Genomic DNA, 12,436 nt, shown 5'->3' with positions numbered 1-12,436 from the left:
GAGGTCTGCGGCGGCAGCGCCAGTCGCGGCAGCGGCGCTGGGTTGCGGCGACATCGCCGGGTCGCGGCACCGGCGCTCGCTCGCCGGGTCGCGACGGCAACGCCGGTCCCCTCGCCGGGCCCCGCAGGAAGTGTCGCCCCCGGGGTAAAGCAGCCCGCCTCGCAGCGGTGGTCGCAGAGCCGAACCGAAGGTCAAAAACTGCTACACGACCACCACCCAACCTCACCCGACCGTGGAAGATCACCTCACCGACTGTGAGCGGCCACGCACCTTTCGGTGTCCCCCGGCGAACCCGTACTGTGACGGGAGAGCCGGTCCCGGAGGTGAAACGTGTCGTCGCGCAATCCGTTGCGGTGGTTCGCCCGCTGGGCCGACTGGTTCGAAGGCCGGGGGGTCTACGTGCCCGGCGAGGAGAGCCGCGCGGTGGATCCCGTGCGGGATTTCGGCTGGTTGATGGCCGCCTGGGTGTTCGGGGTGGCGATCTTCATCCTGCTGTTCGCCCTCGCCGTTTAAGTGGCATGTCGGGAGTGGTTGTCACCACCCGTGCCGTTCCGGTCACGGATTGGCCACGGGGCGGCACCAGGTGCGCGACAACCCCCCGTGTTGCCTCGTAACCACGCGCGATCACGGCCAGAGTGGAGCGGGTTCGCCCGGCACGCCCCGATGCCGAACGGCCACCCCGAACACCCCGACTGGAGTACCCGCGATGGCGCTCGCGCGCACGTGCAAGATCATGTTCACCACAGGACTGCTTTCCCTGGCGGTGGCGTGCGGGGTCCCGGCGGCTCAGGAAGGCACCGCGGCGCTCGGCGCGGGCGGCGGCCCCGCGGGCGCCAGCGCGGCGCAGGCGGGCAACGACCTCAAGTTCGGCGCCGACCACCGGTTCGCCAGCGGCCTCACCATCTCCGTCGGCTCGCCCCAGTCGTTCAAGCCCAGCACGTCGGCATACCCGCAGAGCCCGCGCGGCGCGGCCTTCGACGTCCAGCTGACCAACAACGGCGCGACGACGTACAAGCTCTCGGGCCTCACCGTCAGCGCCACCTCCGCCGGGTCCACGGTCAAGCAGGTCGTCGACACGACCCAGGGTTTCACCGGCATCACCGACGCGGGCAAGGACGTGCTGCCGGGCCGCTCGGTGCACGTCACGCTGGCCTTCGCGGTGCCGCAGGAGCAGACGCAGCTGCGCCTGCAGGTCCGGCCGAGCGCGACCGAGGCCATGGCGGTCACCTACTGCGGTCCCGCCTGACGGGCCGCGGTTAGGCTCGGGGACATGACCGAGCGCCTTTCCCCGGGTGACGACGCCCCGGACCTCACCCTGCCCGACAGCGAGGGCAAGGAGGTGTCGCTGCGCGACTTCCGCGGCCAGTCCGTCGTCGTGTACTTCTACCCGGCGGCGAGCACCCCGGGCTGCACGAAGCAGGCCTGCGACTTCCGCGACAACCTCGCCGAGCTGAACGACGCCGGTTACCAGGTCATCGGCGTTTCGCCGGACACGCAGGCGAAGCTCGCGAAGTTCGCCGAGCACGAGAAGCTGACGTTCCCGCTGCTGGGCGACCCGGAGAAGTCGGTCATCGAGGCCTGGGGCGCGTACGGCGAGAAGAAGAACTACGGCAAGACCTACCTCGGCGTGATCCGCTCGACCTTCGTCGTCGACCCGGACGGCAAGATCGCCCACGCCTTCTACAACGTCCGCGCGACCGGGCACGTGGCCAAGCTGATCCGCGACCTCGGCGTCGCCTCCTGATCACCGCCTGACCGCTCGCTCACCGGTTCCACACACCCTTTCGGGACGCTGCCTGGGCTACCCCCAAGGGAGGAACCTTGTTCCAGGCAACCACAATCCTCGCCGCCGTCACCCTGCTGGCGAGCCTCGGCGCACCACCGGCGCAGGCCGCCGACACCGTCGTCACGCACGATCTGGCGGTGTCGGCCGCCGAGCGTCAGGCCGTGCTCGACTACTGGACGCCCGAGCGCGTCGCCGCGATGCCGACCGGCCCGTCGACACCCGGCACGCCCCCGGCCGACGGCCCGGACGGCGCCGGGTTCGCCGCCGACACCGCGGTCGACCGCACGATCGGCCGGCTGTTCTTCGTCGACCGCGGTGAGGACGAAAGCTGCACCGCGACGCTGGTCGCGGCGGCCAACCGCGCCACGATCGTCACCGCCGGGCACTGCGTGCACACGATGGACCTGATCGGCAACGATCCACAGTGGACGGAGAAGCTGCTGTTCGTCCCCGGTTTCCGCGACAACACCCGGCCCTACGGCGAGTTCGTCGCGCGGACCGCGTTCGCCGACTCGACCTGGGTGACCGACGACCAGCAGAACGGCCACGACCAGGCGTTCCTCGTCCTCAACCCGGACGCGCACGGCCGCCGTGCCGCCGACGTGACGAAGGCCGCGCAGCCACTCGGCATCGGCCTGCCCGGCAACCTCCCGGCGCAGGAGTTCGGGTACCCGCGGGCCGCGAAACAGCCCGGTCACCAGGGGCGCCCGGAGTTCACCGGGCAGCGTGTCGCGCACTGCTGGGGCACGCCGAAGGAGAACCCCGGCAACGCCGAGGTCGAGATGCCGCGCGGCCAGTGGGGCGTGCCGTGCGACATGGGCGGCGGCTCCAGCGGCGGACCGCGCCTGACGTCGTTCTCGGAGAAGACCGGCTACGGCGTGGTCGTCGGCGTCGACACCGAAGGCTGGTACCTCAGGCCTGACGGCGAACTCTGCCTCGACCAGACGCCGGACTGCACGCGGTACCTCTTCGGCCCGCAGTTCACCGCGAAGATCACTGAACCGCTGTACCGGCGGGCAGCCGCAGCGTGAACGTCGCGCCCTGACCGGGCACGGAAGCCGCGGTCGCGGTCCCGCCGTGGGCCTCCGCGAGCTTCCGGACGATCGCCAGCCCGAGGCCGCTCCCGCCGGTCCCCCGGGTGCGGGCCTTGTCGGCGCGCCAGAACCGGTCGAACACGTGCGGAAGGTCCTCGGCGGCGATCCCGGCGCCGGTGTCGGCGACCTCGATGGCCACGTCGTCGCCGTCGAGACGCCCGCGCAGCACCACCGAACCGCCCTCGGGGGTGTGCCGGACGGCGTTGGACACCAGGTTGCCGACGGCCTGGCGCAGCCGCACCGGGTCGGCGGTCAGCACCAGTGAGGCGGGCGTCTCGACCGAAAGCGAGACGCCCGCCGGCCGGTGCGCGGCGGCGACCTGGGCCAGCAGGTGCGCCGCGTCGACCGGCTCCGGGTGCAGCCGCAGCGCGCCGGCGTCGGCGAGCGCGAGGTCCTGCAGGTCGTCGACGATGTGCTGCAGGTGGACGGCCTCTTCGAGCAGCGAGTCGACGAGCTCGTCGTCGAGCGTGCTGATGCCGTCCTGGGTCGCTTCGAGCCAGCCGCGGATGTTGCTCAACGGCGTGCGCAGCTCGTGCGCGATGTCGCTGACCATCGCCTTGCGCGTCACTTCCAGGCGTTCCCGGCTGGCGGACATGGCGTTGAACGCGGTGCCGAGCCGGGCGATCTCGTCACCCCCGCGCACCTTCACCTGCGCGCCGGTCTCGCCCGCCTCCATCCGCTGCGCCGCGCCGGTGAGCGCGCGCAGCGGCCGGATCAGGCGGAGCCCGGCGAACGCGGTGACCAGCAGCGTCAGCAGCAGGATGCCGCCGGCGACCTGGAAGAGCCGGACCTGGTTCTCCGGCGACAGTGTGAACCCCGCGGGCGGCTCGCCCGAGGGCGCGGTGAGGTAGAGCGACGCGGCGGGCGCGACGAACGGCGTCAGCTGCTCCCGGCGCGCCGCGTTCACGCACGACTGCGTGGCCTGCTCGGACTCCTCGGCCGCGACGCCCTTGTGCACCCAGGTGAAGTCGAGCAGCACCTGGACCTGGGCCAGCGGCTTCGACTCGGGCCCGCGGTTGAGACAGGCGTTGACCAGCGTCGACAGCTGGTCCAGCGCCTTCTGCTCGGTCTTCGTCGGCAGCCCGAGCGTGCTGCCGTTGCAGGAAGACAGCACAAACGGGTCGGCGCCCTCGATCCGCGGGTGCCCGCCCGGCGACGTCTCGACCGTGCCCGCCCCCGAGCGGCCCTGGACGCACCGCAGCACGCGCTGGGCGAGCGCGCCGAGGTACGCGCGGTCGGCGTCGGGGAGCGCGTACGGGCCGACGGCGTCCGGGTCGATCCGGTCGGCGGTGGTGTCCTGCCCGAGCCCCGAGTCGACCGACAGCGGGTCGACGACGATCGACGGCCGCAGCGGCAGCGGCCTGCCGTCCGTGGCGGAGTCGACGACCGGGGTGCCGTCGGTGAGCGTCAGCGCGACCCGGCGGCCGGTGGTCTCGGCGGTGCCGCGGACCTGGTCGGCGACACCGCGCCAGTCCGGGTGGGTCGCGGCGTACTTCAGCAGCCCGCGGTAGATGTTCCCGTCGTCGGCCAGCGCCTGGCCCTGCTCCTGCTGGATGGCGCCGGACGTCGTGCGCGCGGCGAGCCACGCGGTCGCGGCGATCGAGGCGACCGCGACCAGCGCGGACAGCACGAACAACCGCAGGAGGAGGCTACGGCGCATCGGCGCCCGCGGTCAGCTTGTACCCGACGCCGTAGACGGTCAGCAGCCGCGCCGGGCGCCGCGGCCGGTCCTCGATCTTCTTGCGCAGGTTCATCACGTGCACGTCGATCGCGCGCTGCGTGATGTAGCGGTCGAAGCCGTGCAGGTGCTCCAGCAGCTGGCCGCGGGTGAACACCCGCTCGGGCTGGGTCGCCATCAGCTCCAGCAGCCGGAACTCCCCCGGTGTGCAGTCGATCGCCCGGCCGTCGACGGTCACCTGGTGCCGCACCGGGTCGACGGTCAGCGTGCCTACCCTCGTCGTGCCGCCGGGGCGCGCCGGGGCGGTGCGGCGCAGCAGCGTCCGGATCCGGGCCATCAGCTCGCGCGGGCTGAACGGCTTGGTGACGTAGTCGTCGGCGCCGAGGTCGAGCCCGGCGAGCAGATCGTCCTCTGTGGACCGCGCGGTGAGCATCAGCACCGGCAGGTCGGACTCGGCTCGCACGACGCGGCAGACCTCGAGACCGTCGACGCCGGGCAGCATCACGTCGAGCACGAGCAGGTCCGGCGGGTGCCGGCGGACCAGGTCGAGCGCGGCCACGCCGTCGCCGACGACGACCACCGTGTGCCGCTCCCGCTCGAGGTAGCGCCGGACGAGCTCGGCCTGCTTGACGTCGTCCTCGGCCAGCACGATGTGGGCGCACATGATCCCGAATATAGGCGCGGCTACCGGAAGACCACGGTTTCCTGACCGGTCCCTGACATTCCGCTGCGAGCGTGACGCCATGAGATCGACCCGATCGGGTGGCCGGTGGGCGGCCGTCACCGTCGTGGTGGTCGCCGTGCTGGGCGCCAGTGTGTTCTTCGTGCTCGACCACGGCCGCGAGACGGCTCCGGCCGCCGCGCCACCGCCCGCCGTCACGACCGTCGCCGTGCGCAAGACGGACCTGGCGAACACCCAGTCGTTCACCGGCACCCTCGGGTTCGGCACGCCGGCGCCGCTGAAGGGCGGTGGAGCCGGGACCGTGACCAAGCTGCCCGCGGTCGGCGACGTCGCGCAGCGCGGAAAGGCGCTGTACTCGGTGGACGGACGGCCGGTGCCGGTCTTCTTCGGCGACACCCCGCTGTTCCGCAAGCTCGACAACCCGGAGCTCACCGGGCCGGACGTCGACGTCGTCGCGGCGAACCTGAAGGCGCTCGGTTACGCCGTGGGTCACCCGAAAGCGTTCACGTTTGCCGAAACCCTGAAGAAGTGGCAGAAGAAGGCCGGGCTCGACGAGACCGGGACCCTCGACGTCGGGCAGGTCGCCGTCCTGCCCGGGCCGGTGCGGGTCAACTCCGTGACCGCCCAGCCCGGCGACCCGGTCGCCGGGCCGCTGCTCACGGTCACGCCGACGGCGAAGGTCGTGGTCGCGCCGGTGTCCGCTTCGGACGTCGCGGCGATCAAGACGGGCGCGCCGGTGACGGTGGTCCGGCCGGACGGCGCGGCGGTCCTGGGCAAGGTGACGTCCGTGAGCACGGACGTCACGGGCACCCCCGAAGGCGGGCCGCAGGGGCCACCCAAGGTGAACGTCACGGTCAGCCCGGACGACCCGAAGGCCGTCGCCGACCTCGATTCGGCGTCCGTCGAGGTGCGGATCGCCACCGAGACGCACGCGGGAGTGCTCGCGGTGCCGGTCGGCGCGCTGCTGGCGTTGCGCGAAGGCGGGTACGCCGTGCAGCTGCCGGACGGGACGCTGAAGCCGGTCAAGACCGGGATGTTCGCGCGGGACCTCGTCGAGGTCAGCGGCGCGGGGATCACCGAAGGCCTGCAGGTGGTGACGACGTCGTGACACCGGTCCTGGCCCTGCGCGGGGTCGGCAAGCGCTACCCCGGTGACGTCGTCGCGCTCGACGACGTCACCCTTACCGTGTCCGACGGCGAGCTGCTGGCGATCACCGGGCCGTCCGGCTCCGGGAAGTCGACGTTGCTGCACATCGCCGGCACGCTCGACCGGCCGACGTCCGGAACGGTTTCCCTGGGCGGTGACGACGTCACGACGTTGTCCGACCGTGCGGTGTCGGCGTTGCGGGGGCGCCGGCTGGGGTTCGTGTTCCAGCAGTTCCACCTCACCGACGGACTGTCCGCAGTGGACAACGTGGCGACCGGCCTGCTGTACGCGGGGGTGCCGCGCCGCCTTCGCCGTCCGATGGCGCTGGAGGCGCTCGGCCGGGTCGGGCTCGCGCACCGCGTCTCGCACCGGCCGCACGAGCTCTCGGGCGGCGAACGCCAGCGTGTCGCGATCGCGCGCGCCGTCGTCAACAGCCCCGCGCTGGTGCTGGCCGACGAGCCGACCGGCGCCCTGGACACCACGAACGGCGAGGCCGTGCTCGACCTGCTGACCGGGCTGCACGCCGAGGGCACCACGATCGCCGTCATCACACACGACCGGGACATCGCGGCCCGGCTGCCTCGGCGCGTCGAGTTCCGCGACGGCCGGATCGTCGGGGACTCGGCGTGACCCCCGCCGACGTGCTCGGCCTGGGCCTGCTGGGGGTCCGGACCCGGCCGCTGCGGGCGGTGCTGTCCGCGCTCGGGATCGCCCTCGGCATCGCGACGCTGATCGTGGTCACCGGCATCCCGGCGTCGAGCCAGGCGGCGCTGCTCGACCGGCTGACCGCGCTGGGCACGAACATGCTGCGCGCCGAACCGCAGCCGAACCAGACCCCGCCGGTGGTGCTGCCGGAGTCGGCGCTCGGCAGCGTCCGGCGGATCGGGCCGGTGACCGCGGCGGCGGCCGTCGCGAACACGCACGCCGTCGTCCGCCGGTCCGACCGCGTCGACCCGCAGGACGGCTCGGGGCTCGCGGTGCTGGCCGCGTCACCCGGCCTGCTGGACGCTCTCAACGGGACAGTCCAATCAGGACGCTTCGACGACGGCACGCTGCCCCTGGTGACCCTCGGGTACGTCGCGGCGTCGCGGCTCGGGATCCCGCGGGTCGTGCCGGGGCAGCCGCCGCCGGTCGTGCTGATCGGGACGACCTGGTACACGGTCGGCGGGGTGCTCGCGCCGATGCCGCTGGCGCCGGACGTCGAGCGCGCGGTGCTGGTCGGCTGGGACTCGGCCAAGCGGTTCCTGGGTTTCGACGGGCATCCGACCGTGGTGTACGTGAAGGCGCGCGAAGACGCGATCGGCGACGTCCGCGCGGTGCTGCCGGCGACGCTGAACCCCGCGTTGCCGGGCCTGGTCCAGGTGTCCCGGCCGTCGGACGCGCTCGCGGCGAAACAGGCGACGCAGACGGCGTTCTCGGCGTTGTTCCTCGGGCTGGCCGGCGTGGCGCTGCTGGTCGGCGGAGTCGGCGTCGCGAACACGATGTTCGTCTCGGTGCTGGAACGCCGTCGTGAGATCGGCCTGCGCCGCGCGCTGGGTGCGACGCGCGGGAACATCCGCGACCAGTTCCTCACCGAAGCCGTGGCGCTGTCGGGCCTCGGCGGCTTCGCCGGGACGGTGCTGGGGGTGCTGGGAACGCTGGGATACGTGACGTACCAGGGGTGGCCACCGGTGATCCCGGTCCCGGCGGTGGCGGGCGGTGTGCTCGGGGCGCTCGTCGTCGGGGTGCTGGCGGGGTTGCACCCGTCGCTGCGGGCCGCGCGGATGCCGCCGACGCAGGCACTGGCATGAGTCGCTCACGGCGTGCTCACGAGTTCCTGAAAAGCGCCGGTCATGCTGGCGCCATGGCACTTCGCTGGTTGCTCCTCCCCGCCGTGGCCCTGGGTCTGGCCGCGTGTTCCGCACCCCCGCCCGCCGCGCCGCAGGTGGCTTCGCTGTCGACGCCTTCGTCGTCGTCCGCTTCGGTCACCCCGTCGGCGGACGCGGACGGCGGCCGCCCCCGCCACCGCGTCGACGAGACGGCGGAGGAGTCCCAGCGCCTGATCGAGCCGTGGCGCACCTGCATGAAGGACCACGGCGCGGACGTCGACACCCAGCCGAACAGCATCGAAGGCGCGAAGAAGTGGAGCGCGGACCACAAGGACGCGGGCGACGCGTGCCGTTCGAAGCTGCCGCTGCTGCCGTGGGGCATGGACCGCGAGAACCCGGCGTACCAGGACAACATGCACAAGTGGGTCCAGTGCATGAACGACAAGGGCATGCACGTGGTCGAGACCCCGGACAACGACGAGTCGCCGTGGACGTACTCGAGCGACTCCCAGCCGCCCAACGCGGACAAGATCGAACACGACTGCGAAGTGGCGATCCTCGGCCCGAGCGACAAGTGACCCAAGCGCCCCAATGTGGCCTTGGGTGCGTCTGACGCACCCAAGGGGCCCTTCGGTGCGTTCAACGCACCGAAGGCCACATTGGGGCGCTTCAGGACCTGCGGGAGCGCAAAGTCTCGATGACCTCGTCGTCCCAGCGATGGGTCCGGATCAGCCGGTACCGCTCCGCCGCCACCCACATGTACGCCTCGGCCTCCGTGCGGTCGCCGACCATGCCCGCCTGGCTGAGCATCGACACCACCGGCACGAACTCCTCGTCGAACCAGCGCTGCGCGATGCTCGTCCGGTCGCAGAACTTGCCCTCGTCCTGCATCAGCCGGAAGCCCCACGCCTCCACGTGCTCGCCCAGCTTCGCGTAGTCCCACGGGTCCGACACGATCACCGACGCCCGCGCGTGGCCGGTCAGCGGCACCCGCTCCAGGAACAGCCGCCGGTAGTCCTTGACGATCAGGTCGCCGCGGTGGCGGATGCCGCTCGGGTCCAGTTTGGTCCGGACCACCGTCACCGCTGCCTCTATTGTGGACAGTCCCTGCGCGTGCGCGACCGAAACCCGGTGGTGGCCGTCGATGATGAAGTGCAGCTCGCCGACGCGGTAGACCTCGATCGGCGGGATCTCCTCACCACGCCGGGACGCCAGCGCCAGCCGCTCCCAGCGTTCGCGGACGCGGGCCGACGTCGGGCGGAAGCGGCGGTCGAAGTCGCGGCTGCGGTCGACCGTGCCGACGATCGAGTCCAGCTTGATCACCCGCAGCCCGATCCGGCTCTCGCCGAGGTAGCCCAGCGCCTCCACGACCTCGTGGAACGGCAGCATGATGTTGACGTCGTCGGGTTCGCGGCGCAGCCACGTCGAAAGCCGCGAGAGCACCTGGCCCCGGCGCGCGCGGAGGAAGTCGTTTTCCGCGTCGGCGCGGGGGAAGCCCGTCTCTTTCATGAGAACTCCATGATCCGGTGGCCCACCACGTTGCGGACGCGGGTTTCGCCGACGACGCGGTCCGGCACCCGCTCGCCGTGGGGGTGGATGTGCCCGTGCAGCAGCCACTTCGGCCGCAGCACCTCGATCGTCCGGTGCAGGCACGCGAACCCGCGGTGCGGCGGGTCCGCCCGGTCGCCGAGGTCCAGCGGCGGCGAGTGCGTCAGCAGGATGTCGACGTCGCGGCCGTCACGCCGGCGCCGCCGGCGAGCGCGGCGCACCAGCCCGCGGGCCCGCCGCGCCTGCTGGCGCTGCGTCCACTGGTTCGGCCCGTCGTTGTAGCGGATCGAACCGCCGAGGCCGGCGAACCGGATGCCGGCGACGTCGACGACCCGGCCGTCGGCGTTGACGCCGCCGGCCGGGCCCGGCCAGACCGTCGGGAAACCGTCCTTCATGGACAGCCCGCCGTAGCGCGTGTAGCCGCTCAGGTCCGGGTCGTGGTTCCCGGGCACGAACACGCACGGCGCGTCGAGCGCGCTGGCCAGGAACGCGAGGTAGTCGTAGGGGAGGTCGCCGGCGCCGATGACGAGGTCGACGGCGCAGGAGCGGACCGCGTCGGTCCACAACCGCTCGTCCACCTCGTCGGCGACCACCAGCGCTTTCGGCATACGCCCAGGGTACGACGCCGCGGCGTCACTTCATCCCGTGTGCGAACCCCGGGTCGGCGACGATGACAAAAGTGATGACGACGATCCACAGCACGCTGAGCGCGAGCGCCCAGAACTTCAGGTTGGACAGCATCCGGGACATGGCGAATTCTCCGAATCCGGTGGGAAAAGAAAGGGGACCTAGAGCCAGCCGTTCTTCCGGAATATTCGGTACAGCAACAGGCAGATGCCGAGGATGACGGTGATCACCAGCGGGTACCCGAACTTCCAGTGCAGCTCGGGCAGGTAGTCGAAGTTCATCCCGTAGATGCCCGCGATCATCGTCGGCACGGTGATGATCGCCGCCCACGACGTGATCTTGCGCATGTCGGTGTTCTGCTGCAGCGAGATCTTCGCGACCGTCGCGTCGACCAGGGTGGACAGCAGCTCGTCGAACGCCGCCACGCGCTCGGACACGGTCGTGAGGTGGTCGGCGACGTCGCGGAAGTACGAGCGGACCTCGTCCGGCACCAGCCGCGTGTAGCCCTCGGCCAGGCGCTGGACCGGCGTCGCGAGCGGCATCACCGCGCGGCGCAGCTCGAGGACCTCCCGCTTCATCAGGTAGATCTGCTCGGCGCTGATCTGCGACCGGGGCGCGAAGACCTGCGCCTCCATCACGTCGATGTCGTTCTCGATCCGGCCCGTGACGTCGAGGTAGTGGTCGACGACGTGGTCGGCGATCGCGTGCACGACCGCGGACGGCCCGAGCTTCAGCCGCTCCGGGTCTTCGTCGAGCTCACGGCGCAGCCGCGCCAGCCCCGAGTGGTTCCCGTGCCGCACCGTGATGACGAAGTCGCGGCCGAGGAACACCATGAGTTCGCCCGTTTCGACGATCTCGTTCGCCGTTGTGGGTGACTCGTGTTCGACGTACCGGACGGTTTTCACCACGAGGAACAGCGTGTCGTCGTAACGCTCCAGCTTCGGCCGCTGGTGCGCTTCGAGCGCGTCCTCGACCGCGAGCTCGTGCAGCCCGAAAGTCTCCGCGATGCCCTGGATCTGCTCGGAGTCCGGCTCGTGCAGCCCGATCCAGACGAACCCCTCGTGCCGCTTCCGGACCTCTTTGATCGCTTCGATGTGCGTCCAGCGGCCGGGCAGGCGCTCACCGCCGACGTACACCGCGCAGTCGACGACGTAGGCGGACAGCGGCACCGGGACCGGGCGCACGGGCACGCCTTTGGCGCGGCTGCCGCCGCGGCCGCGAAGGCCGCCGAGCGACGGAATGGCAGGCATGGGACCTCCTGGGCGTCGTGCGTGGTCGTGCGAGACGACTGACCAGGGGCGGAGTTCGTCCGCCCGGCGACACCAGCGTTCCCAGGGAAGTGCGGGCCTACCTGAAGACGACCCGTGAGGTGGGAACGCTGGGAGTACTAGGGAGCGGACTATCGCCACTACTCATCGGGGTTCCTCACCTCCTTCGGCCGGGTCCAGAGTGGTACGGCTCGCGTTGACGCGCGAGAACCAATGGTTGAGGGTACTCCTCACTACGGATGCGTGTCGTACCAGGCTCACGCGGTGTTACGCGGACAGGAGATGACGAGTGCAGTTCGGGCGGTACTACGAGGAGTTCGAGGTCGGTGCGGTCTACAAGCACTGGCCGGGCAAAACGGTCACCGAGTACGACGACCACCTGTTCTGCCTGATCACCATGAACCACCACCCGCTGCACCTGGACGCGCACTACGCGGAGGAAACGACCGACTTCGGCAAGAACGTCGTGGTCGGGAACTACGTCTACTCGCTGCTGCTCGGGATGTCCGTGCCCGACGTCTCCGGCAAGGCGATCGCGAACCTCGAGGTCGAGTCGCTCAAGCACGTCAAGCCGACCTTCCACGGCGACACCATCTACGGCGAGACCGAGGTGCTGGACAAGACGCCGTCGAAGTCGAAGGACGACCGCGGGGTCGTGTACGTCGAGACCCGCGGGTACAAGCAGGACGGCCTGATCGTGTGCACCTTCCGGCGGAAGGTGATGGTGCCCAAGCGCTCGTACGGGGAAACTCGGGGCGGGGAGCAGCCGGGCCGGCCGGTGCCGCACGAATGATGCTCT

General features: G+C 71.3%; 14 protein-coding genes. 9 read left to right on the top strand and 5 right to left on the bottom strand.

Features of this window, described 5'->3' with window-relative positions; all coding sequences use genetic code 11:
• Positions 1 to 330: 330 nt before the first annotated feature.
• The 4 genes from ACZ61C_RS05165 (at position 331) to ACZ61C_RS05150 (ending at position 2,817) form a co-directional block, all read left to right on the top strand.
• Positions 331 to 513: a hypothetical protein gene (locus ACZ61C_RS05165; protein ID WP_465303057.1), complete on the top strand. Its 183-nt coding sequence runs from the start codon at positions 331 to 333 to the stop codon at positions 511 to 513.
• A 193-nt stretch (positions 514 to 706) separates the two neighbouring features.
• On the top strand, positions 707 to 1,246 hold the full coding sequence (locus ACZ61C_RS05160) for a hypothetical protein (RefSeq protein ID WP_465303055.1): 540 nt from the start codon (positions 707 to 709) through the stop codon (positions 1,244 to 1,246).
• A 24-nt stretch (positions 1,247 to 1,270) separates the two neighbouring features.
• Complete coding sequence (gene bcp / locus ACZ61C_RS05155) at positions 1,271 to 1,744, top strand: thioredoxin-dependent thiol peroxidase (protein WP_465303053.1); 474 nt, start codon at positions 1,271 to 1,273, stop codon at positions 1,742 to 1,744.
• 77 nt (positions 1,745 to 1,821) lie between these two features.
• Entirely contained in the window at positions 1,822 to 2,817 is a 996-nt protein-coding gene (locus ACZ61C_RS05150) for a trypsin-like serine peptidase (RefSeq protein WP_465303051.1), read from the top strand.
• Here ACZ61C_RS05150 and ACZ61C_RS05145 read toward each other — a convergent pair.
• Positions 2,780 to 4,540 (bottom strand): sensor histidine kinase, encoded by a 1,761-nt coding sequence (locus ACZ61C_RS05145; protein WP_465303049.1) that lies wholly within the window; start codon positions 4,538 to 4,540, stop codon positions 2,780 to 2,782. The genes ACZ61C_RS05150 and ACZ61C_RS05145 overlap by 38 nt on opposite strands.
• A complete protein-coding gene (locus tag ACZ61C_RS05140; protein WP_465303047.1) occupies positions 4,530 to 5,222 on the bottom strand; it encodes a response regulator transcription factor in 693 nt (230 codons plus the stop codon). Before ACZ61C_RS05140 ends, ACZ61C_RS05145 begins: the two co-directional genes overlap by 11 nt.
• Positions 5,223 to 5,301: 79 nt before the next feature.
• On the opposite strand from ACZ61C_RS05140, the gene ACZ61C_RS05135 reads away from it, so the two are divergent.
• From ACZ61C_RS05135 to ACZ61C_RS05120, 4 genes are read left to right on the top strand one after another with little or no spacing between them, the layout of a single operon-like run.
• Positions 5,302 to 6,348: an efflux RND transporter periplasmic adaptor subunit gene (locus ACZ61C_RS05135; protein WP_465303045.1), complete on the top strand. Its 1,047-nt coding sequence runs from the start codon at positions 5,302 to 5,304 to the stop codon at positions 6,346 to 6,348.
• Positions 6,345 to 7,016, top strand: coding sequence for an ABC transporter ATP-binding protein (locus ACZ61C_RS05130; RefSeq protein WP_465303043.1), 672 nt, complete (start codon positions 6,345 to 6,347; stop codon positions 7,014 to 7,016). Before ACZ61C_RS05135 ends, ACZ61C_RS05130 begins: the two co-directional genes overlap by 4 nt.
• Positions 7,013 to 8,176 (top strand): ABC transporter permease, encoded by a 1,164-nt coding sequence (locus ACZ61C_RS05125; protein ID WP_465303041.1) that lies wholly within the window; start codon positions 7,013 to 7,015, stop codon positions 8,174 to 8,176. Before ACZ61C_RS05130 ends, ACZ61C_RS05125 begins: the two co-directional genes overlap by 4 nt.
• Before the next feature lie 53 nt (positions 8,177 to 8,229).
• Entirely contained in the window at positions 8,230 to 8,772 is a 543-nt protein-coding gene (locus ACZ61C_RS05120) for a hypothetical protein (RefSeq protein WP_465303039.1), read from the top strand.
• A gap of 91 nt (positions 8,773 to 8,863) precedes the next feature.
• Here ACZ61C_RS05120 and ACZ61C_RS05115 read toward each other — a convergent pair whose 3' ends face one another.
• The 3 genes from ACZ61C_RS05115 to corA all read right to left on the bottom strand — a co-directional run bounded on the left by ACZ61C_RS05115 (position 8,864) and on the right by corA (position 11,619).
• The gene (locus tag ACZ61C_RS05115; protein ID WP_465303037.1) at positions 8,864 to 9,703 is read right to left on the bottom strand and encodes a chromosome partitioning protein ParB; all 840 of its coding nucleotides are present in this window, start codon (positions 9,701 to 9,703) and stop codon (positions 8,864 to 8,866) included.
• Complete coding sequence (locus ACZ61C_RS05110; protein ID WP_465303035.1) at positions 9,700 to 10,350, bottom strand: metallophosphoesterase family protein; 651 nt, start codon at positions 10,348 to 10,350, stop codon at positions 9,700 to 9,702. Before ACZ61C_RS05110 ends, ACZ61C_RS05115 begins: the two co-directional genes overlap by 4 nt.
• A 180-nt stretch (positions 10,351 to 10,530) precedes the next feature.
• Positions 10,531 to 11,619, bottom strand: a complete 1,089-nt coding sequence (gene corA, locus ACZ61C_RS05105) for a magnesium/cobalt transporter CorA (protein ID WP_465303033.1) — start codon at positions 11,617 to 11,619, stop codon at positions 10,531 to 10,533.
• A gap of 307 nt (positions 11,620 to 11,926) precedes the next feature.
• Here corA and ACZ61C_RS05100 point away from each other — a divergent pair, with 307 nt between their 5' ends.
• Positions 11,927 to 12,430, top strand: coding sequence for a MaoC family dehydratase (locus ACZ61C_RS05100; RefSeq protein WP_013223004.1), 504 nt, complete (start codon positions 11,927 to 11,929; stop codon positions 12,428 to 12,430).
• Positions 12,431 to 12,436: the final 6 nt, after the last annotated feature.

It is taken from the genome of Amycolatopsis sp. NPDC104587 (assembly GCF_055583645.1).
The sequence above is the reverse complement of the archived record's forward strand: the minus strand, read 5'-3'. Positions and strand labels throughout refer to the sequence as shown.